This window comes from Verrucosispora sp. TAA-831 (genome assembly GCF_050780145.1).
Taxonomy (GTDB): Bacteria; Actinomycetota; Actinomycetes; order Mycobacteriales; family Micromonosporaceae; genus Micromonospora.
On record NZ_CP192240.1, the window covers coordinates 6554909 to 6576005 of the forward strand.

The 21097-nt window shown below is 68.5% G+C and carries 13 protein-coding genes and 2 pseudogenes; 8 read left to right on the forward strand and 7 right to left on the reverse strand.

Annotated features, from left to right (window positions below; all coding sequences use genetic code 11):
• Window positions 1-606: 606 nt before the first annotated feature.
• Window positions 607-1236, reverse strand: coding sequence for a TetR/AcrR family transcriptional regulator (locus ACQVFL_RS29160; RefSeq protein WP_396698055.1), 630 nt, complete (start codon window positions 1234-1236; stop codon window positions 607-609).
• Between the two features lie 198 nt (window positions 1237-1434).
• On the opposite strand from ACQVFL_RS29160, the gene ACQVFL_RS29165 reads away from it, so the two are divergent.
• From ACQVFL_RS29165 to ACQVFL_RS29180, 4 genes are all read left to right on the forward strand, one after another.
• Window positions 1435-3660 (forward strand): MMPL family transporter, encoded by a 2226-nt coding sequence (locus ACQVFL_RS29165; protein WP_431728038.1) that lies wholly within the window; start codon window positions 1435-1437, stop codon window positions 3658-3660.
• Window positions 3661-3883: 223 nt separating this feature from the next.
• The gene (locus tag ACQVFL_RS29170; protein ID WP_396698051.1) at window positions 3884-4597 is read left to right on the forward strand and encodes a hypothetical protein; all 714 of its coding nucleotides are present in this window, start codon (window positions 3884-3886) and stop codon (window positions 4595-4597) included.
• A 186-nt stretch (window positions 4598-4783) separates the two neighbouring features.
• Window positions 4784-11572: a hypothetical protein gene (locus tag ACQVFL_RS29175; protein WP_431728039.1), complete on the forward strand. Its 6789-nt coding sequence runs from the start codon at window positions 4784-4786 to the stop codon at window positions 11570-11572.
• A gap of 377 nt (window positions 11573-11949) precedes the next feature.
• Window positions 11950-12189, forward strand: a complete 240-nt coding sequence (locus ACQVFL_RS29180) for a hypothetical protein (RefSeq protein ID WP_431728040.1) — start codon at window positions 11950-11952, stop codon at window positions 12187-12189.
• A 263-nt stretch (window positions 12190-12452) separates the two neighbouring features.
• On the opposite strand, the gene ACQVFL_RS29185 is transcribed toward ACQVFL_RS29180, so the two are convergent.
• The 4 genes and pseudogenes from ACQVFL_RS29185 to ACQVFL_RS29200 all read right to left on the reverse strand — a co-directional run bounded on the left by ACQVFL_RS29185 (window position 12453) and on the right by ACQVFL_RS29200 (window position 14378).
• Entirely contained in the window at window positions 12453-12917 is a 465-nt protein-coding gene (locus ACQVFL_RS29185; RefSeq protein WP_396698045.1) for a DIP1984 family protein, read from the reverse strand.
• Window positions 12918-12988: 71 nt separating this feature from the next.
• Window positions 12989-13334 (reverse strand): annotated as a pseudogene (locus tag ACQVFL_RS29190) (cupin domain-containing protein); the annotation flags it as partial.
• Window positions 13292-13564: pseudogene (locus tag ACQVFL_RS29195) on the reverse strand (transposase); the annotation flags it as partial. The pseudogenes ACQVFL_RS29195 and ACQVFL_RS29190, both read right to left, overlap by 43 nt.
• A gap of 10 nt (window positions 13565-13574) precedes the next feature.
• Window positions 13575-14378 carry a helix-turn-helix domain-containing protein gene (locus ACQVFL_RS29200; protein WP_431728041.1) on the reverse strand — a complete coding sequence of 268 codons (804 nt, stop codon included), beginning with the start codon at window positions 14376-14378 and terminating at the stop codon, window positions 13575-13577.
• A gap of 76 nt (window positions 14379-14454) precedes the next feature.
• On the opposite strand from ACQVFL_RS29200, the gene ACQVFL_RS29205 reads away from it, so the two are divergent.
• From ACQVFL_RS29205 to ACQVFL_RS29215, 3 genes are all read left to right on the forward strand, one after another.
• Window positions 14455-14838: a hypothetical protein gene (locus ACQVFL_RS29205; protein ID WP_431728042.1), complete on the forward strand. Its 384-nt coding sequence runs from the start codon at window positions 14455-14457 to the stop codon at window positions 14836-14838.
• The gene (locus tag ACQVFL_RS29210) at window positions 14835-15200 is read left to right on the forward strand and encodes a DUF4345 family protein (RefSeq protein ID WP_431728043.1); all 366 of its coding nucleotides are present in this window, start codon (window positions 14835-14837) and stop codon (window positions 15198-15200) included. The genes ACQVFL_RS29205 and ACQVFL_RS29210 overlap by 4 nt, the downstream gene beginning before the upstream one ends.
• Before the next feature lie 157 nt (window positions 15201-15357).
• A complete protein-coding gene (locus ACQVFL_RS29215) occupies window positions 15358-16077 on the forward strand; it encodes a VOC family protein (protein ID WP_396699813.1) in 720 nt (239 codons plus the stop codon).
• A 375-nt stretch (window positions 16078-16452) separates the two neighbouring features.
• On the opposite strand, the gene ACQVFL_RS29220 is transcribed toward ACQVFL_RS29215, so the two are convergent.
• The gene (locus ACQVFL_RS29220; RefSeq protein ID WP_431728044.1) at window positions 16453-19770 is read right to left on the reverse strand and encodes an FG-GAP-like repeat-containing protein; all 3318 of its coding nucleotides are present in this window, start codon (window positions 19768-19770) and stop codon (window positions 16453-16455) included.
• A 271-nt stretch (window positions 19771-20041) separates the two neighbouring features.
• Here ACQVFL_RS29220 and ACQVFL_RS29225 point away from each other — a divergent pair, with 271 nt between their 5' ends.
• Window positions 20042-20428, forward strand: a complete 387-nt coding sequence (locus ACQVFL_RS29225; protein ID WP_396699817.1) for a RidA family protein — start codon at window positions 20042-20044, stop codon at window positions 20426-20428.
• A gap of 9 nt (window positions 20429-20437) precedes the next feature.
• On the opposite strand, the gene ACQVFL_RS29230 is transcribed toward ACQVFL_RS29225, so the two are convergent.
• Window positions 20438-20821, reverse strand: coding sequence for a winged helix-turn-helix transcriptional regulator (locus ACQVFL_RS29230; protein WP_396699819.1), 384 nt, complete (start codon window positions 20819-20821; stop codon window positions 20438-20440).
• Window positions 20822-21097: the final 276 nt, after the last annotated feature.

The following is a 21097-nucleotide window of genomic DNA, read 5'->3' on the forward strand; positions in this document are numbered from 1 at the left end:
GCCAGCGCCTGCGAACGCCACGGTCGGATCGACCGCTTGACGCGTTCACCTCCGGCGTCGGAACCGCACCGGTCCCGGCCATCGATCACGGTCGGCGATCCGCGACCACGCGCGGACCGAGGCGTGATGCAGCCCGGGGCGAGGCCACCGCAGCTCTCGCCCCGGCTCGGGTCCGCGGCGACGGCTTCGCACCGGACGAGTGAACCTCTGCCGCTCTCCCCGGCGCCACCGCACGATCAGCGGTTCGGAAAGGCCATGAATGACGAGGGCGGGGGCGTCGTCGGATTGACGGTGACCATCGGGAATCGTCGGCGGCGAGAACCGGACAGGTGGGCCGATGGCGGACGGCACGATGAGAGGAGGCGTAGACATGATCCCTCTGAAGACCTGACGAAGGGCACGGAAAGAGAGCCGACGACGGGGGTCGGCGACCGATGCGCGGAGCGGTGTCAGGTCTACAGAGCGGGCGGGGTCACGCGGGGTGATGTCCTCTCGGAAGGCAGTCGCGGGGCTACGGTCTCGCTGCACGATAGGCCGGAGCCGGGTGGCGAGGCCACCGATTAGTCCTGCTGCCGCGCCCCGACCAACGCGGCCACGGACAACCCGCTAGCCGTCGGTCTGTGCCACCTGCTGGTCCGGTGGTGCGAGGAGGCGTTGCAGCAGTAGCAGGCCGCTCTTGATGTCGGCGCTCCCGTCGAGCAGCCACTGGGTGCCCAGGCCGTCGGCCGCCGCCAGGAGGAGTGAGGCCGCCTGGTCCAGGGGGATGTCCGTGCGTACGGCCCCGGCCTCCTGGCCGTCGGCGAGCAGGCCCGTGATCTTCTCGCGCAGGTCGGCGTACCGCTCGGAGAAGTGGGCGCGTGAGCGTTCGTTGCCGGCCTCCAGGGCGTGGGCCACCATGCTGTTCAGCAACGACATCAGCCCCGGTACGCGCATGCTGTGTTCGGCCGACTGATGGATCAGCTCGACGAAGCTGGCGTCCCCGTCGTACGCGGTTTCGAGGAAGCGGCGGTCGTGTTCCCGCAGCACCTCGATGAAGAGTTGCTCGCGGGTGCCGAAGTGGTGTTTGAGCACCGGATGGGTCACGCCGATCGCCTCGCCGATGGCGCGCAGTGAGGTGCCCTCGTATCCGAGCCGGTCGTAGACCGCCAGCACCTCGTCGATGATCTGCTGCCGCCGCGCGAGCCCCTTGGCGTACGGCCCCCGCTTCGAGCTGTCCCGCTTTTCCGGGTCGGTCATGGCCCACCTCCAGAGCGATCGGCGGTCGGCACGGTGCGCCGCCTGCCCGATCCTATGACCACCACCACGAAAATATCCAGTCGGATATTTTCGTGCTAGCGTCTGCGGCACGACAGGCCGTGAGGTCGCGCTTCGTCGGCGGGAGCCGTGCGAGGTGCCCCCGCGGGACCTGTTCACCGAGACGCAGGAGGAGACGGCATGGCATGGCACTTGTTCAGGCTCGGACGCTGGTCGTTCCGACGCCGCTGGACCGTGGCGGGAATCTGGGCCCTGCTGCTCCTCACCGTGGCGCTCGGGGCGACGACCCTGTCGGGCAAGACGAATGACAGCTTCGAGCTGTCCGGCATCGAGTCGACGCAGGCGTTCGACCTGATCAGGGAGCGGGACCCCGAGGCGGTGCCGAACGGCGCGACGGCGCGGGTGGTGTTCCAGGCCCCGGACGGCGAGACGCTGGCAGACCCGGCCAACCAGCAGGCCGTGGCCGACTCGCTCGCCGCGCTCAGGACCGAGAACGTCCGGTCGGTCGTCGACCCGTTCGAGGCGAGGGCCGTCTCCGCGGACGGGCGGACCGGCTTCGCCTCGGTCAGCTACGCCCGCAGCGCGGTCGACCTGACCACCTCGGATCGGGAGGCGCTGGAAGCCGCCCGCGATGTCGCCGAGCGGGCCGGACTGACCGCCACCGTCGGCGGAGACGTACTCGGTGTGGAGATCGGCGGAGCCATCGCCGAACTGATCGGCATCGCCATCGCCTTCGTCGTACTGGCCCTCACCCTCGGGTCGCTCGTCGCGGCCGGGATGCCGTTGCTGACCGCGCTGGTGGGCGTCGGAATCGGTGCCGCCTCCATCGCCGCTCTCACCGGCTTCGTCGAGCTGAGCACCACCACCCCCGCGCTCGGCACGATGCTCGGGTTGGCGGTCGGCATCGACTATGCGCTGTTCATCCTGTCCCGCTATCAGGCCGAGGTACGCCAGGGACGCCCGCTGGAGGAGGCGGTGGGCCGCGCCGTCGGCACCGCAGGCTCCGCAGTGGTGTTCGCCGGGCTCACCGTCGTCATCGCCCTCGTCGGCCTGGCCCTCTGCGGCATCGGATTCCTCACCGAGATGGGGCTGGGTGCCGCGTTCACCGTCGCGCTCGCCGTCCTCATCGCGCTGACCCTGCTGCCCGCACTCCTCGGTTTCGCCGGCACCCGCGTGGTGAAGAAGCAGATCGCCGCCGCCACCGAGGAGACCGACACCGACCAGAGTTCCGGCACCTCACGTACCCTCGGTCGCCGCTGGATCGAAGGTCTCGCCCGCCTCCGCTGGCCCGCGCTCGTCGCCGGCATCGCGGCCGCCGTCGTCGCCTCCATCCCGGTGGCCTCCCTCCAACTCGCACTCCCGGACGACAGCACCAAGCCCGCAGGCAGCGACGTACGGGTCGCCTACGACCTCATCGCCGACAACTTCGGCGCGGGCGCCAACGGGCCGCTGCTCGTCGTCATCGACACCGCGCAGGCCACCGACCCGGCTGCCGCAGTCGGGACCGCCACCGAGCGGCTGCTGGCACTGGCCGCCGAGGACGACTCCAACATCACCGCCGTGATCCCGCCCATCACCAGTGACACCCCCGAGGCACAGCAGGCATTCGCGGAGCAGCTCGGCACGACGCAGTACGCGACCCTCACGGTGATCCCGCAGTCCGGCCCGGCGAACGAGTCGACCAAGGACCTCGTCGCCGGCATCCGGGCCACGCTCTCCGACCTGCCCGACCAGACCGGAGCCCGCGCCCTGGTCACCGGCGTCACCGCCGTCGGCGTCGACATCTCCAACGAGCTGACCGAGGTGTTCCCGCTCTATCTCGCCGTCGTGGTGGGGCTCGCGCTCATCCTGCTCATCGCCGTGTTCCGCTCGATCTGGGTACCCGTCAAGGCAGCGCTCGGCTTCCTGTTCTCCGTGGGCGTCTCGCTCGGGGCGACCGTCGCGGTCTTCCAGTGGGGCTGGCTCAACGAACTCGTCGGTCTCGACACCGAGGGCCCGGTGCTGTTCCTGCTGCCGATCCTGCTCACCGGCATCCTGTTCGGCCTGGCCATGGACTACGAGGTCTTCCTCGTCACCCGGATGCGGGAGGCGTACGTCCACGGCACGCCGGCCCGCCAGGCGGTCATCGACGGCTTCACCCACAGTGCCCGCGTCGTGGCCGCCGCAGCGCTCATCATGGTCGGCGTCTTCGCGGGCTTCACCCTCACCGACGACATCATCCTCAAGACCATCGGGTTCGCGCTGGCCATCGGCGTCCTCGTCGACGCCTTCCTGGTCCGCATGCTCATCGTTCCCGCCGTCATGCTCATCCTCGGCAGCCGGATCTGGTGGCTGCCCCGCTGGATGCAGAAGGTCGTGCCGACCCTGGACGTCGAGGGCGAATCGCTCGCCCGACGCCTGGCCTGACCGCCCGGCCTGCGCGGTCGCCGGACCGCTCGCGTACGACGGTCAGGTTCGAAAGGCACACCGACGGGGTGGCGGAGGACAGGATCCGCCACCCCGTCGGTGTGCCCCAATCCGTTTGCGGATAGACCGCCACACCGTGGCGGCTGCTCAGCGCCCCACACGATGCGAGAGGCGTCCGACGCACTAGCATTGCCGCGGTCCGCGACGGCTGAAACGAGGCGAGATGCGTTGGCTCCGGCAGTTGCTGGGTAGCAGGCGAGTCCAGCTCGATCCAGAGCGGCAGCAGGCACTGCTGCAGGACGTGCGGCACCGGTACGGCGCCGGCTCGCACGTCCGGTTCCCGGCACAGGCCGAAGCGATCATCGAGCTGTTGGACGACGACGACGGCCTGGTGGTGGCGGCCTGGATCGTCAGCGAGGCCGCCGAGGGGGCCCACGCGGACCTACAGACCCAGGCCCACGACGTGTACCGACGGACCGGCCGGCGTCTCCTGGTGCACCGCCGGAACTACCGGCCGCTGTGGAAGGAGGCCGGACCGGCGCTGCGGTGGCCCCTGACCGCGCTGCCGAGCGGTCTGCACCCGTACGCGCAGCTGACCGCCGCCGTCGCGGTGGTCGGCGACCACGCGTCCCGGCTCGACAAGGTGACCGATCCGATCCCGCTGCTGACCCACGTGTTCGAGGTGCTCGACCTCACCACCGTCGGCATGGAGTACGGCCACGTGCGGGTGGACACCGACGCCGCCACGCTCACCGATCGACTGATCTCGACCGCCGGGCAGGTTCTCGCGACCATCGACGACCCACCCCGGCTGCCGCCTCCGGTCCGCGAGATGATGCGCCGCAACAACACCCTCGACGTCCACGAGCCCACCGGCCCCCGCGCCGTCGGCGGAATCAACCTGGGCGCACGGATGCGCGAGATTCTCCTGGCCTGATCCGCCGCAGCCGATTCCGCCACGGTCCTCGCGATCGCCGCCGGGCGTCAGGCGCGGTGTGGGGCGCTCCGAGGTCCCCGAACGGGGACTTTTGGCCACCTGGGATGGCTGCCATGTTGAACGCTGGGGGAGGCGCGTCGAGACACCGCCGATACCCGTGGTGATGGTGACGAGGCGAGGTGTCTGGTGCCCGGCGAGCACATGTGCAGAGAGATCATGGTCGTTCCTGGGCGGTTCGTGCTGACCGGAGCGATGGTGCAGGAGGGTCATTCGATCGCGCTGGCCTTGTCGATCGCCACGCCGTCACCGGCGGAGGGGACGCTGGTCCATCTGGTCGAGGAGTCGCCGCAGTCGGCGGTGGGATTGGCCTACCTGCAAGGTCAGCCTCTTGCCGACGGGCTCGTTCTGGTGCCGTGGGACATCGACCGTTGGGCGAGCGGACCGCGTCGGCTTCCGGATGATGCGCAGGCGCTCGGTGGCCTCGCCGACCGCTATCGGATGCAGGTGCAGGTGCAGGTGGGCACGGCCCGTCCGGAGCAGGCCGGGTTGGTCGACCGGCTCGTGCCGGTCGACGCGGGCGGTCGGGAGTCGTCGTGGGATGACGCCGTGGCGGTCCGGGTGCTGCCGTGGCCACAGGTGGCGGGACGGATGGCGCTGCGGGCCGCGTACGAGCGGGTGATGGCCGGGGAGGAACCTGGCCGGGGGCGCCTCGCGGCCCTACTCGACGACGTGGTGACGATCCGGCGAGGTCTGCGGGTCCCGATCCCGCCCGGGTCCCTGGCTGCCGCCGTTCACCTTGCCCGGTCCGGATCCGAGACGCAGGCGACGGAGTTGGTCCGGCGGCTGCTGCCGGTCGCCGTCAACCGGTTGCCGGAGTTGGTCGGCGGCGTCGCGGAACCGGTGGAGGCCGACGCGTTGCTCGACGCCCTGCGGAGCACCCCGGATTCTGCTGCCCTGGTGTGGTTCCGGCAGCCGGGTGGTGCCCCGTCGGTCGCGTGGCTGCTCGCGGACGAAACGGGCGTACGGTGGATCGGCTCCCCGGAGCCGGACGGCACCCCGCTCGACACCATGCTGGACGACTGGCACATCGCCGCGCTGCGGGACGGCACCACGGCCGTGTTCCTGGACGTCAGCGGAAGGCCGCTGCGACTGCCCGCAGCGGCCGAGACGGTCCAACTGCGGGCGGAGGCTGCTCCGGCGGGCGGGCAGTTCCCCGGCGCGTGGACTGTGGCCGCGGGCTCGACAGGGCACGAGCGAGTCCTGCCGGTGGAGATCACCGGTAGCCCGGTGGATCCGAGTGAGGATCCGGTGTCGTTCGACGGGCTGCGCCAGGATGACGATTACTGGGAGAGCATGTGGCAGGGCGGTGCGGGATCGTCGACCGCTCCGATGGATGTGGACACGACGTTGGACCCGGCGCTTCTGCCGGTCATCGACCGGGACGGGCCTTGGCAGCCTCCAGAGGAAGCGGCGTCCAGCGCCATGCTTCGCAACGGGACTATGCCCGTGAAGGGTCGCAGGGTGTGGCTCAGGCACAAGGACCACAACGTCATGGTCAACTACTGGACCGACGACACGCGTGTGTGGGTGCTTCTGCCGGACGGCAGAAGGATCATGGTCGTCTACCCGAGCCCGGTTCTCGGCTCGGATCGTACTCCAGCGAGAGTGATCGGTAGCTGGGAGCGGGAGCCGAATGCGCTGGCTGCGGCGGCTCGTCCCGGCACGCTGGATGGGCAGCGGCGGCTCTCTGTCGACAGCAAGGTCGTGCCGGTCGGCCTCCTCGAGGCCAGGGCCGAGGTCGAGTATCGGTATGACGCGACGACGGTGTGGGTGCGTACGCAGGACGGCCGGAAGGCCATGGTCACGTATCCGTACCCGGCCTTCAACCCGGCGGCTGCGGGGCCGCTGGTGGTGGAGGGCTGGCCACGGCAGCCGGGCGCGAGGGCGGAGTTCGCAAACAGCAAACTGGCGCAGGGGCAGGTGCGGGTCAACAACCGATTCGTGTTTCTGGGAAGGAAGTATCCCGATGCCCCGGTCGCCTACACGCATGATGCGACGACGGTGTGGATGCGTCTACCGAGTGACAAAAGAGTCATGGTCACCTATCCGTATCCGGTCTTCGACCCGGCTGACCGGAAGCCGGTGGTGGAGGAGGGCTGGCCGCGGGAACCGAGCGAGCAGGCGGCGATGGCCCGGCTCGGCACAGTCAGTGCCACCGGTCAGATGTGGGTCGACCGGCTCTACCTGTATTTCGGGAAGAAGTTCGGCGGGGCGTCGACCCGGGGCTTGGTTGCCTACCGCTTCGACGAGACGACGGTGTGGGTGCGGTGGCCGGATGGCCGGAAGGCCATGGTCACGTTTCCGTATCCGGCTGCAGCGCCGGCCGCTGCGGGTCCGGTGGTGGTGGATGGTTGGCGCGATCCCGACCATCTGATGTACGACCCGGTAGGCCCTGGCGGCCTGCTGGAGTGGGGCGGCAGCCCGGTGGAACCGGGCCGGGCTCCTGGTGAGCTTCCGGGTGAGGCGCCGGTGCCGTCGGACGGTCTCCGCCAGGATGACGAGCCCTGGGAGTCCACGCAGCACGGCGGTGGCGAGCCACCGGCCGTCCTGATGGACCACGCCGTCCCGATGGACCTGGACAAGACGATGGACCAGGCCGTCCCGATGGACCTGGACAGGACGATGTCTCCGGCCGCCATGTCTCCCGCCATGTCGATCGGGGATCTGATCGACATGGCGATGACCGATTCCCCGCCAGCGACGACCGCGGATGCGGGCGACGCGGAACCCGGCGTCGGCGAGCCGAGCCAGCCGGGGGATGAGCGGTGGCAGCCGCCCCGGCGGGCACCCTCCACCGGCAAGATCGTCAAGACGGACCTGCCGATCGAGGGCCGCAGAGTGCGGTTGAGATCGAGCCACACCGGCGCCACGGTCGAATACTGGGCTGACGGTACGACGGTGTGGGTGCGTCTCCCGGGTGACACCCAGGTCATGGTCGTCTACCCGAACCCGTTGTTCAGCCCGAGTAGAACCAGACCGAGACTACTGGAGGGTTGGCCGCAGCAGCCGAGTGAGTCGGCAGTGGCTCGGCCCGGCACGGTGAATGCATACGGAGACCTGGTCGTCGACAGTCGGCGGGTGACGCTGGGTGGACACATCCCGGCCAGTTCCGAGGTCGAGTATCGGTATGACGCGACGACGGTGTGGGTGCGTACACCGGACGACAACAGGGTCATGGTCGTGTTTCCGTACCCGGTGTTCGATCCGGCCGCGGCCGGGCCGGAGGTCGTGGAAAGCTGGCCCCGGCAACCGGGCCCGACGGCGGAGTTCGACACCACCAAGCTCTCGGCAGGGCGCTTCTGGGTGAACAACCGGCGACTGGATCTCGGATACAAGAGATTCCCGAACGTCCCGATCGAGTACACGCATGACGCGACGACGGTGTGGGTGCGTCTGCCGGACGGCAGAAGGGCCATGCTCACATACCCGAATCCGATTCTCGATCCGGCTGATGCGGGACGGGTGGTGGTAGAGGGCTGGCCGCAGGATCCCAGTGCGACGGCGAGGTTCGACTCCGGCCGGCTGGCGCAGGGAAGTCTGCGTGTGAGGGACCTTGCCGTGCCACTGGGGGTGAACTATCCGGATTCGAGAGTCGATGTCTGGTCCGATACGGACACGGTGTGGGTCCGCTGGCCTGATGGCCGAGGGATCATGGTCACGTATCCGTACCCGGTCTTCGACCCGATCGCGGGGCGACGGGTGCTGGAGGAGGGCTGGTCGCGCGAGCCGGGCGACCACGCGACCGTGGCCCGCCTCACCACCTTGGATCACAGTGGACGGCTACAGGTCGACGGACGTCGGGTAGAGCTGCGGCAAGTGGCCAGAGATCTACCCCCAGGGCCGGTCGCCTACCGATATGACGCCACCACCGTGTGGGTACGGGCGCGCAACGGCAAGAAAGCCCAGGTCACCTACCCCTACCCGGCCTTCGACCCCGGCACCGCAGGACCCGTCCTCGTCAACGGCTGGCGCGACCCCAACCATCTGATGAACGACCCCATAGGCCCCAACGGCCTACTCGAATGGGACGGAAGCCCAGTAGACCCGGACGAGGACCCGGTGTCATTCGACGTACTCCACCAAGACGACGACTACTGGAACAGCATGTGGCAAGGCGGCGAAACCGCACCCTCCGACCCTACCGATCCGGGCGTCACGATGGATCCCACCGCCATGTCAGTGGTGGACCCGGTCGCCTTGTCAGTGGTGAATCTGGCTGATCTATCGATGGCGGATGCCCCGGCACTGTCGGCAGTGGATGCGGGTGACGCGGAAACAGTGGTCGGCGAGCCGAGCCAGCCGAGGGATGAGCGGTGGCAGCCGCCGCGGGAGGCTCCGTCCGTCGGCAAACTTCGCAACGGAAATCTGTCGATCAGGGGCCGCGACGTGCGGATGGGGTCGAGAGTCAGCGGCGTCACGGCCGAATTCTGGGCTGACGGTACGACCGCCTGGGTGCGTCTACCCGAGGACAAGAGGGTCACGATCGTCTACCCGAACCCGGTCTTCACCCCGACGAGCGTCAGGCCGAGAATCGTGGAGGGCTGGCTGCGGCAGCCCAGTGACCTGGCGGTGGTGCGGACCGGCACGGTGACTGCCCATGGTGCACTCACCATCGACGGCCGCCAGATCCCGTTTGCCAAGCGCGTCCCGGCCCGTTCCGAGGTCGAGTATCGGTATGACGCGACGACGGTGTGGGTGCGGACACCGGACGACAAGAAGATCATGGCCGTGTTTCCGTACCCGGTGCTCGATCCGGCCGCGGCCGGGCCGGAGGTCGTGGAAAGCTGGCCCCGGCAACCGGGCCCGACGGCGGAGTTCGACACCACCAAGCTCTCGGCAGGGCGCTTCTGGGTGAACCTCCGACGCATGGATCTCGGCTTGAGGAGATTCCCGGATACCACGATCGAGTACACGCATGACGCGACGACGGTGTGGGTGCGTCTGCCGGACGGCAGAAGGGCCATGCTCACATACCCGAATCCGATTCTCGATCCGGCTGGTGCCGAACGGGTGGTGGAAGAGGGCTGGCCGCAGGATCCCGGTACGGCGGCGAAGTTCGACTCCGGCCGGGTGGCGCAGGGAGTTCTGCGCCTGAGGGACCTTGCCGTGCCACTGGGGACGAACTTTCCGGACGGGAATGTCGAGCTCTGGTCCGACGCGAACACGGTGTGGGTCCGCTGGCCTGATGGCCGAGGGATCACGGTCACGTATCCGTACCCGGTCTTCGACCCGATCGCGGGGCGACGGGTGCTGGAGGAGGGCTGGTCGCGCGAGCCCGACGAGCAGGCGACCACGGCCCGCCTCACCACGTTGGAGAGCAATGGGCGGCTGCAGGTCGGTGGGCGTCGGGTAGAGCTGCGGCGAGTGGCCAGAGATCTACCCCCAGGGCCGGTCGCCTACCGATATGACGCCACCACCGTGTGGGTACGGGCGCGCAACGGCAAGAAAGCCCAGGTCACCTACCCCTACCCGGCCTTCGACCCCGGCACCGCAGGACCCGTCCTCGTCAACGGCTGGCGCGACCCCAACCATCTGATGAACGACCCCATAGGCCCCAACGGCCTACTCGAATGGGACGGAAGCCCAGTAGACCCGGACGAGGACCCGGTGTCATTCGACGTACTCCACCAAGACGACGACTACTGGAACAGCATGTGGCAGGGCGGCGAAACCTGGCTCGGAGCCTCTGCGAGGCCTCAAGCGGGCGCGGACGTTCCCGAGGGTGCCGCTGTCGCCGAGCCGCCGGTCGGCGGTGGCCGCCGTGGGGTAGCCGTCGACCGGGGTGTGTTGGTGGTGGGTGAGATGGCTCGGTGGCGGGCGTGGTCGGGGTCTTCGGCGGTGGTGGCGGCGGCGGGGTCGTCGGTGCGTCCGGTGGTGGTGGTCGACGTGGGTGAGGGGCTGGGGCCACGCAGTGCGGCGCTGTCTGCTATCGGCATGGTGTTGGTGCAGTTCGGTCGTCGCCGGGTGCAGCCGCTTGTGGTGGCGACGGGGCTGGTCTTCGAGGTGACGGCGGTGGTGGGTCGTTACGGGTTGCCGGTGATCGGTCCGGATGGTGCCGGGTCCGACGCGAGGTGGCAGGTTGTCGGTCCGGATGGCGTGGTGCACTGGTCGGCCCGGGAGTTCAGTCTGGCGTCGTTCGCGGCGGCCGGTGCGGTGCCGTCCAGCGGGGTCCAGCGCGCCGGTTCCGAATTGCTGGCCGAGTGGTTGGCACAGCCCGACTGGCCGGCTGCGGAGCGTTTCCTGCGGGAGCACACCAGCGATCTGTTGCAGCCGCAGATCCGGCAGGAGTTGGTGGGTCTGAGTGAACAGGATCCGACCAACCGGTTGCTGCCGGCCTTCACGGCCCTTCTCGACCTGGTGCGGGAGAGCGGCCACGCGGTCGATCCGGCTGCGTCCCGCTACCGCGCGCCGGAGAAGCCGGGGCCGCACTCGGTGGAGCCGTTCGACGGGGTACGTGGACCGTTGTCGGTGACCTTCGCTCTCGACTATCTCGATCCGAAACCCGATCCGTCGCACCGCAGGCCCTGGGACGACCGATTGCTGCGGTTGATGTATCTGGACCCGCGAGCACGCGATCTGGCAGCGCCGTTGGCGGCGGGGGTGCTCGGTGAGCAGCGGGGGCGAGTCGATGACGGCCGGTGGAACGCGACCGTTTTCGCTGCCGTGGCCACGGTGCTGAGAATGACCGTGGAACAGGCCGAGGAACCAGAATCCGTCGATGCCTGGGGAAAGGCGTTGAATGATCTTCTGGCCTGCCGAGAGGCGGACCCGGAACACCGGATGTACTGGATTCCCCGGATGGACGAGTTGCGTGACCTGGTCTCGACGAACGGAGTCCCTGGCTGGATCAACGCTCCGGCGCCGGAACATGGGCGACTGCTGAACGTCCTGACCGGTGCGCTCGTCACCTGCTGAGGCACGCGCGGGCCGAGTGCAGGCTCGGCTCCGACACCCCGCGCTTCACCTCGGTCCGCTCCGGCCTGCAGTGCTGCCGGCCGGAGCCCGGCGGCGGTGCGTCTCGCCGCACCGTCAGGCACGACCCGGCCGGACCGCCTGCTCCTGCGCTGGCACGCCGACGGTGACGGTCAGAGCATCGACCAGGCCAGGGAACCGGGCGTCAAGCTCCGCGCGCCGCAGCTCGACACGGTGCGTGCGGCCAACCACGACGGTACGGGTCAGTCCCGCCAACCGCGCTCAACATCGTCGCTGCCGACGATGCCGAGACAGCACACGAGTTGACCTGGCCCGCGCGGGCCCTGCGGGCCGGCGGACGGGACAGGCCCATCCCCACCGTGCAACAGGCCCGGGCCGAACTGAGTGCCTCGACGAAAACCCGCTCGAGCACGATCGTGGACGGCGTCATTCCGCCGCAGATCTCCGGAACTCCTACGACCCTTCGGGCTCAACTCGAACCAGTGATCCAGGATTCGGGCGCAATCGAGATCATGGTCCAGGACATGTTGACCGATCACACCGCGCGGACGCGGTCGCGCGAGATCATCGCAGACGTTCTCGGGTCCATCGCGATCTGAGGAACTGAGCGCTTCTCGCCTTGTTTCCCGATCTGTACTCGGGGGTTGCGGTAGGCCCCTGTCCCACCCTCGCCGTCGTGGATCTGCACCCGGTAGTGTGCCGTGCCCTGTGCGCCGTCACCTGTGTGCTGTGCTGGGCCTGCGATGTGTGCTGGGGAGTCGAACCCCTGCGCCTGCCCTCGGCGCGCCAGGAGTGAACCGGAATACCCGCCGGCTCTCGGGTTCGTGCACGCCTCCACGTCGGCTACCTGCTCCGCAACCTCTCAGTCCAGCAGGTCGACCTCCCAGTTCGTCCGCTGGATCACCGTGTCGACCTCGCGAAGTTGCCGGGCGAGGTCGTCGGCCTGGCTGCGCAGTTGTGCCACCGGCAGGGCCGGGATCATCTTCAGCTCCGACCGCAACTGCCGAAGCCCACGCTGGCCCTCCCCAGCGGCGGCGTCGGCGGCGGAGGTGACCACGCTGTGCCGCGAACGAAGCACGTCACGGCGTGCCAGCGCGTCGGTCAGTGTGCCACCGTCAACCAGGGTGGCGGCGTTGGTGCGGTTGATCCGCCGGATCAGCGTCTCCAGCTCACCAAGCACCTCGCCGGCTTCCGCCAGAAGTGTCGCGGCGTCCTCCGCAGGCGTCTCACCCTCCTGGTATCGAGCGCTGGCGACGATGCGGGCACGGAGTCGTTCGGCGCGACGCGCCGCATCCGCGCGCAGCGCAAGAGCCTCAGCAAGCTTCATGGGCACCAGTATGAACAGCGAAGATCAATCCCGCCTCCCAATTTGTGGACCATTCGGCGCTGCCGGTTCGTTCAGGTGGGCGATGTCGCGGAGGGCGACAGGTGAGCCCGTTCGCCTTGGGCGCCGAAGATCGTGAGCAGCTCTGCGGCCCGGGAGTCGGCGCTGCCGATCTGGTGCGGGATGCGGGTGTCGAACTCTGCGGCTTCGCCGGGGCCCAGCCGGTATTCCTGGTCACCGAGGACGAGCCTGACGTATCCGTTGAGTACGTAGAACCATTCGCACGACGGTGAAGCCGGATCGCCGTACGGGCCGCAGGTGGACACGTGGATCGCCGGTGGGCGGGGCCGCGACCAGTTCGTCGAGCGGGACGCCGGTAGGCGGTGGACGTGGGGGTCGAAGGCGGGTGGTCTGCCGCCTGCGGAGCCTTTGGCCTTGCGGTGCGCGTCCTGGTCGGCCTTGCTCGGGATACACGCGCGGATGCCCCGGGATCGTAGGTGGGCGCGGTTGGCCTTGGACGTGTACGCCTTGTCGGCCAGCACGGTGTCGGAGCGGGTCCGTGGTCGGCCGCCTCCGACTCGGGGGACGCGGATCCTGGCCAGTACGGGGATGAACTGTGGGCTGTCGCCGCGCTGCCCGGCGGTCACCCCGAGGTGAACGTCAGTGCGTGTCGAGCACGACGAGGCGGGTGTGTTCGGAGAACAGCCTGCTCGCGGTCAGTCCGAACATGGCGTGGAAGCTGTCGCTGAAGTGTCCCGGCGAGGCGAACCCGGCCTCGGTGGACGCCCGGGTCAGGTCCGCACCTTCGTCGACCGCGAGTGCGACGTGCAGCATCCGGGCCCACAACCGGTACCGGCGGAAGCTGGTGTGGGCGTGCGCCGAGAACAGGTGCAGAAATCGTGACGTCGACAGGTGCACCTCGGCAGCGAGCTGCGGCGCGCTCATCTTCTGGTCAGGGTGGGCACGCATGATGCCGATCGCGGTGCGGATCCGCTCGTCCATCGCATCAGGGTTCGGAGCGTCGACGAATTCCCGCAGTCGGGCCGGATCGGGGAACGAGGTTTCCTGGACGTGACTGATCAGCGACGACTCGTGCTGATAGTCGAGCCCGACCGAGGAGGTGCGCTTGGTCATCCGAGCGCGAACACCCTCCGCCAGGCCCGAGCCGGGGTCGAGGTAGAAGAAGAGCATCCGGCCGTCGTCCGCGATGACCCGGTGTCGTGTTCGCGCCCGAACGAGGGCGCTGCGGGTACGCCGTTCACCGATGTCGTCGGCTTGTAGCGTGAACGGTGCGTCGACGCCCAACACGAAACAGTGCACGGAACCGGAGTGCGCCTTCAGCCTCAGTGCGGGCCCCAGATAGGCCGCCTGTCCGAGCCAGATCCAGATCCTCGCCTGCTCGGCACGACACGTTTCTGGAAGCAGGACATCGGCCACGTGGCCGATGATCGCACGTGTGCTCATAACCGCAGCGGAACGGCCAACGCGCGTACTGCGCCCGCCAGGACGAATCAGGCGGCGACTGGGGCAAGGGCTCCTCGTGGCGGCCGGATTGCTCAACGTGCTGCCCGGCGCTGGTGCCGTGTCGCCTGCCTGGGCCCGTACGGCCTACGGCGTGGACGTCACGGGCGCGGACCTGGCGACACTGATGCGGCATCGGGCGATCCTGCTCGCTCTGGTCGGCGTCACCATCATCGTTTCGGCGTTCCGCCCGCACCTACGCCCCGCCGCGGTGGCCATCAATGCGGCCAGCTTCGGCACCTTCCTGCTTCTCGTGCTGACCACCCCATCGCTGAACCAGCAGATGGTCCGGGTGGCGCAGGTCGACGCCGTCGCGTTGCTCGTCCTGTCGGCGGGGACGGCCCTGCTCGCGTCCAGCCCCTGCGGGCGCCGCACGACGCCAGCGGTTCGAGGGCGCGCATGACGACCACGGTCATCATCATCGTCGGGACGTTCTTCTTCGGCATGGGCGTCTACGCGCTCGCCGCGCCTGCGGCACTTGCCCGTCCGTTCCGCATCGTCATCGAATCAGCAGATAGCCGGTCCGAGATTCGGGCGGTCTACGGCGGGTTCGGCCTGGCGATCGCCGCCGTACTGGCTGCGGCGGCGATCGACGTCGGCGATATCCGGACCGGCGCGGTCATCACCGTCGCAGCGGCCCTTGCCGGAATGGCCCTCGGCCGGTTGTTCTCCCGGATCGGCGACAAGGCAACTGGGTTCTATCCGATCTGGTGGTACTTCTGGATCGAGACCATCGGTGCCGCCCTGCTGTTCGGCGTCGCCTGAGCCTGTTCTCAGCGAGTCGCACGGCAGGCAGGGAAGGCATCGCCGATGGCTCGACTCGGCGGCGTGGCGTTCTGGTCATCAGCCAGTCGGACGACCGACAGCGATGATCGGCTATTTCCATGGGCGACGGACACCCTGCGACGTCTAGGAAGGAGGCATGGCCAACGAGCGGACCGTTCCCCTGCTGCCGTGTGCATCCATCGACGACATCGAAACCTTCTACGGAGTGCTCGGTTTCCGCACCACGTACAAGCAGCGCAAGCCCCACCCGTGTGTGGGGGTGCAGCGGGAAGACCTGCATCTACAGTTCTTCGAGATCGCCGGGTTCGACCCGGAGCAGTCCTACGGCTCCTGTCTCGTACTCACCACGGACATCGACGGACTACACCGGGCGTTCGCCGCCGGCATGCGCGCCGCGTACGGCAAGGTGCTGGTGTCCGGAACGCCGCGGATGACCCGGCCGAGGGCGCGGAAGAACGCCGACGGGTTGGGCGGGTTCAGCGTCATCGACCCGGGCGGCAACTGGATCCGCGTCTTTCGGGACACCGCCACCGCGCCCATACCGGCCGCCACGCCTGCCGCGCGGCTGGCCAAGGCCCTGGCGAATGCTGTCGTGCAGGCCGATTCCCGGGGAGATGTCGGACAGGCGGTGCGGATCCTCGACAGCGCGTTGGCCCGCCCGCAAACCGACGACGACCCGGTCGAGCAGGTAGAGGTCCTGGTCTACCGCGCCGAACTCGCGATGGTGCTGCACGACCCGAAGACCGCGGCCGAGATGCTGGCCCGCGCCCAGTCCGTCACGCTCACGAAGGACGAAACCGAAAGAGCGGCAACCGCGTTCGACAACGCCACCGACCTCGCAGCAGCACTGCGGTGACTCACCAAACGGACGCCTCCCCCATCCGGCCATATCCGGATGCTGTGTGGCCTCGGAAGCAGTCACCCGTCCCGTGGCTCGTCGCCACGTCCACGCCGACACCGCACCGCCATCCTGGTTGACGCGGACGGTGCGGGCAGGTCGCGCCCGGTCGGCAGGGGACCATGGCCGGCGAGCGGTCGATGGCCCCTTGGCCCACCGGCCGGCGGCTCTCCATCAGGCGGGCTCTGTCAGGGCCTCAGCGCTGCGCGGCTCGAAGACGGACGTCAGTTCCACCCTCGAACGGACAGCGCTTCTTCCTCGAAGCTGACGGGGGACGGCCCGGCCAGGGTCCGAAGATCGACGTCGTTCACCGGAGCCCTGGCCGGCTGCCACTCAGCAGTCCTGCCGGTTCGCTACTTCTAGAAGGCAGGGGTCGATTCCCACGCCGCTGCCCGGGGTGTTCGGTGCGTCGGGCATCGGGGTGTCGGACTGCTGGTTGACGACGTACCCGTGGAAGGTCCACGCCTTGATCTGGCCGTCCGGGCTCTCTACCAGGTAGTCGGCCCGCCGGTCCCCGTTGAGGTCGGCGAATCGGACCTGGGTGCCGCTCGCTCCGACCCCGGAGGCGACCATGCCGTCGAAGCGCCAGGTGAAACGGTTGTCGCTGTATCCGTTGAGCCAGGCCCAGACACGACCGGCGGCGTCGACCAGCAGGTAGTCGGCGCGGAGGTCACCGTTGAGGTCGGTGAGGTGGATCTCGTCGCGCGCCGGGTGTGGCCCGGGTGCGATCGACCCGGTGTAGTCCCAGCCCCACCCGTCGGCGGTGCGTCTGTTGAGCCATGCCTTCACTCCACCGTCACTACCGAGGACGAGGTAGTCGTCCTTGCGGTCGCCGTTCATGTCGGCGAACCGCACCTGTTCCTTGGGTGCGCCGGCACCGGGGGCGATGACACCGGCGTAGTCCCACTGGAAGCCGTTGGCCGGGGTGTACTTGTTGAGCCATGCCTTGGTCGCGCCGTTGTCCTCCAGCACCAGGTAGTCGTCCTTGCCGTCGCCGTCCATGTCGGCGAACCGGACCCGGTCGCGTCCCGGGCTCACACCGGTGGTGATCACTCCGGCGTAGTCCCAGCCGTAGCCACCGCCCTGACCGACCCGGTTGACCCACGCGGCGACCGTTCCGTTCTCGCGGACCGCCACCCAGTCCGCCCGGCCGTCACCGGTCAGGTCGACCATGCCGCTGCGCGTCGCCGAGTCCGGGTTGCGGCCAATGACGCCCTGCCACTCCCACACGTCCGGCCTGCCGTAGCGGTCGTTGAGGGCGGCGCCGACCTTGCCCGCCGAGTCGACCAACAGGTAATCGTCCTTCCCGTCGCCGTTGATGTCGGCGAAGCGGACCTGGTCGCGGTTGGCTCCGCTCGCGGTGAGGGTGCGGCCGTGGTTCTGCCACACGATCGATGGCGGCCTACCCCCAGGCGTCTGCACCGTCAGGGCGGGTGCCGTGTTCAGCCAGACGCTCACGTGCCCCTCGTCGTGTACCACGAGGTAGTCGTCGCGTGCGTCGGCGTTGACGTCGGCGAACCGGACCCGGTCCCGGGTCGCGTTCACGCCGCTGGCCACCTGCCCCATCGAGGACCAGCCGTACGTGCCGCCGGTGGTGTACATGTTGGCGTAGGCGGTGACCCTGCCCTGTTCGTCGACGACCAGGTAGTCGTCCTTGCCGTCGCCGGTCATGTCGGCGAACCGCACCTGGTCCCGGGTGGCGCCGACGCCGGTGGCGATCACCCCGGCGTACGACCAGCCGAACCCACCGGCCGGGGTGTAGCTGTTGATCCACGCCGACACACGGCCGCTGCCGTCCACCACCAGGTAGTCCTCCAGGGCGTCCCCGTCGACATCGGCGAACCGGACGTTCTCCGGTGCCGCGCCGACACCGGTCGCCACCACGCCGCGATACCTCCAGCCGTACCCGCCGCCGAGCGTATGCGCGTTGGTCCACGCCTTGACCCGGGCCTGGTCGTCGAGCACCAGGTAGTCGTCTAGGCCGTCACCATCGACGTCGGCGAACTGCACCCTGTCCCGGGTCGCACCGACACCTGGTGCGACCACGCCCTGCCACCGCCATCCGGTGCCGGACGCGGAGCTGCCGGCCGAGAGAGAGTCCGGCGCCTTGCCGACCTCGCCGCTGCACGCGTCCGCGTTCCCGCCGACCGGGTCAACGATGAGGCCCTCGATCTGGGCGGACCGGATGGCACCGAGGAACGCGTCGGCCATCTTGCGATACCCGGTGGCGTTCGGATGCACCGAGTCGGTCAGATCGGCCCGGGTCACCGCGCTCATGTCGACTACGCGAACCCGCTTGCCCGCCGCCGCGTACCTGGCGACGACTCCGGGGATGGCTCGGTTGTAGGTCTGCACCTTGTCGTTGGTGCCGGCGTTGAACGCCGGCACGAGCTGCGCCACCAGGACCGTGGTCTCCGGCGCCAACGCGACGATCCTGCCGATCAGCGTGTCGAGCCGCCCCGGTGCGCCCGCGACATCCTCGTTGAACTGCATGTCGTTGGTGCCGATGTGCAGAAGCACCACGTTCGGCCGGTACTGCGGGATCACACACTCGACCCGCTGCTCCACCTGTTTGATTCGCCAGTACGGATGCCCCTCGTGGTTCCTGTCCGGTAGCGTCCCCGAACTCTGCGATCCCACCAGATCAAGCACCGCATCGTCCCTCAGGCCGTCATACAGGCGCGCGCGGTATCCGGTGCCGGCCGGGTTGTCGACACCGACGCCATAGGTGATCGAGTCGCCGAGTGGCATCACCCGCATCGCGGCCAGCCCGCGCGGGATGTTGGGCACCGGCGGGGCAGGCCGAATGAACCTATCGGCCAACGCGTTGTAGATGGACCCGAAGTAGGTCTTGCAGAGTGGACAGATCCGGCCGACGGTCGCGGCTATCTGGTCGATGACGCGTGCGGCGGCGGTGAAGAATCCACCCTGGTCGTTCTGGACCCGGCCGACGAGGTCCCACTCCCACAACCACGCCAGCCCCGAGCCGACAAGGATTACGAGTAGATTCGTGCCCCAGGTGTGAGGATCTTTCAGGACACCGTCTATGGCGTTCTCACCGACGCGGGAAGCCAGGAGCGAGAGCGCCTCGCCGAAGGCCGCGCACGACGCAGCGACGACCGCAAAACTCGGGTTGTGCCCGCGACTGGTGCGATAGTTGATGCAGGCAGCCTGAAGAAAGATCTTCGCAATACTAGCAGCCGCCGTAATCGCGGCCTTCTTCCATTTGTCCGCGTTCTCCTGCGACACACTGGCCTCGACCGTCAGGCTGACCATATCGTTGTCCTGGTCGATCTCGGCGACAACCTTGGCCGGCAGGTCCCGCGGCGAGTCGACGGCGAATTCCTTCTTCATCCCGCACAGGATCAACTCCTTGCCGGTCAGCATGTGCAGGTTATCGGCGTCGCAGCTCAGACCCCGTTTGCGCAGTTCGTCATGATCGGGCAGCACGTCCTCAAGGTCGTGGTAGGCGACCGAGTAGGCGCCGGTGAGCGCAGCCTCGATCAGGTGCTCCTGCGCGGGTACGTACCGAAAATCGAATCGCCAGGTGGTCAGGACACCCGCGGCACGCGCCGGGGCGGTAACGACGACGGTCGAGGCCAGCACGACTGCAAGAACGACACTGATCGCGATGCGTATCGATCTAGACATGGCGCTCACCCTAAACAGGTATCGCTACTGTGGAGTGTCCGATAGATTTCTACGCCGCTGACAGAACGCCAGACCTCACCGCAGTGACCGGGGCCGACTATCGCGACGGAGGTCAGCGCAGACGGCTTCCAGCAACGCACAGGTCGACTCGCCTTCCTCGGGGTCGATCCGATCCGCGCCGTAGCGCCGACCGACGCGGTTACCAGAAGGTGCCCTGGGCTCGACAAAGTGCTCTCTTCCGGGCCTGACGTCTTCCTCGTACGGTCGGTTCATGGCTGTTCACTTGATCGATCCACCCGGATTGCCCGAGATCCCGATCTACAAGCAGGTGTCGGTGGCAACGGGTTCGAAACTTGTCCACATCGCCGGTCAGGTCGCGTGGGGAGGCGGTGACCTGGCCACACAGGTCGAACAGAGCTACCTCAATGTGGGCACGGCGCTGGCCGGCGTCGGGGCTACGTTCGCTGACGTGGTCAAGCTGACGATGCACGTGGTCGACTGGGAGCCCGGGCTCATGCCGCAGGTGCTGGACGGGATCGCCCGCGCCTCGGCGAAGTTGGGTGTCACCATCGAGGCGCCCGCATCACTGTTCGGCATCGTGGCCTTGGACGTCCCCGAGCACCTGGTCGAGATCGAGGCGACGGCCGTGATCGACTAACCGCATCGATCAACTCGGGAAGCGTGCGCGCGAGTCCTCGATATGGCTCAGGTATGTCTGGGTCCAGTCGCACATGCCGTCGACCACCTTGCGTAGCGCCTGGCCAGCCTCGGTGAGTGAGTAGTCGACGCTGGGCGGCACAGTCGGGTGCACGGTGCGCTCGACCAGGCCGTTGCGCTCCAACGTACGGAGGTTCTGCGCCAACACCTTGTGGCTGATGCCGCCCACCTCGCGGCGTAGCTCGTTGAACCGCATGGTCCGCAGACCGAGAAACTCGATGATCAGAAGAGGCCACTTGTTGGCGATGTCCGAGAAGATCTCCCGCGCCAGCGAATCGGCCCGAGCCAGGTCGGCCTCGGGCGGCACCGCGCCGATCTCCTGCCTGCTCCCCATCGCGCCCACCCTAGTTCACCCGAGAAAGGGCGCCCGAATCCGACGCCTGGGTGCCCTTGTCGACCACCCGTCGGCCTCGACGACTGGTCCCGCCGCCGCGGCTGCCCCAGGGCTGCCCAGACCGGCTTGTCATCCGTGACCAACGCCCACTCTCCACGGTGACAGTCCAGCCCTACCTGGGGGTCGATGCGTTGCGGCCGTTCCTGGACACCCGCACCAAGGGTGTCATCGTGTTGTGCCGCACCTCGAACCCCGGCTCCGGAGAGTTGCAGGACC

Excerpts from the sequence above, each read along its gene's own strand:
- ACQVFL_RS29160 (WP_396698055.1), bottom strand. The coding sequence starts at position 1,236 with ATGACCGACCCGGAAAAGCGGGACAGCTCGAAGCGGGGGCCGTACGCC.
- ACQVFL_RS29165 (WP_431728038.1), top strand. The coding sequence starts at position 1,435 with ATGGCATGGCACTTGTTCAGGCTCGGACGCTGGTCGTTCCGACGCCGC.
- ACQVFL_RS29170 (WP_396698051.1), top strand. The coding sequence starts at position 3,884 with ATGCGTTGGCTCCGGCAGTTGCTGGGTAGCAGGCGAGTCCAGCTCGAT.
- ACQVFL_RS29185 (WP_396698045.1), bottom strand. The coding sequence starts at position 12,917 with ATGAAGCTTGCTGAGGCTCTTGCGCTGCGCGCGGATGCGGCGCGTCGC.
- ACQVFL_RS29200 (WP_431728041.1), bottom strand. The coding sequence starts at position 14,378 with ATGAGCACACGTGCGATCATCGGCCACGTGGCCGATGTCCTGCTTCCA.
- ACQVFL_RS29210 (WP_431728043.1), top strand. The coding sequence starts at position 14,835 with ATGACGACCACGGTCATCATCATCGTCGGGACGTTCTTCTTCGGCATG.
- ACQVFL_RS29215 (WP_396699813.1), top strand. The coding sequence starts at position 15,358 with ATGGCCAACGAGCGGACCGTTCCCCTGCTGCCGTGTGCATCCATCGAC.
- ACQVFL_RS29220 (WP_431728044.1), bottom strand. The coding sequence starts at position 19,770 with ATGTCTAGATCGATACGCATCGCGATCAGTGTCGTTCTTGCAGTCGTG.
- ACQVFL_RS29225 (WP_396699817.1), top strand. The coding sequence starts at position 20,042 with ATGGCTGTTCACTTGATCGATCCACCCGGATTGCCCGAGATCCCGATC.
- ACQVFL_RS29230 (WP_396699819.1), bottom strand. The coding sequence starts at position 20,821 with ATGGGGAGCAGGCAGGAGATCGGCGCGGTGCCGCCCGAGGCCGACCTG.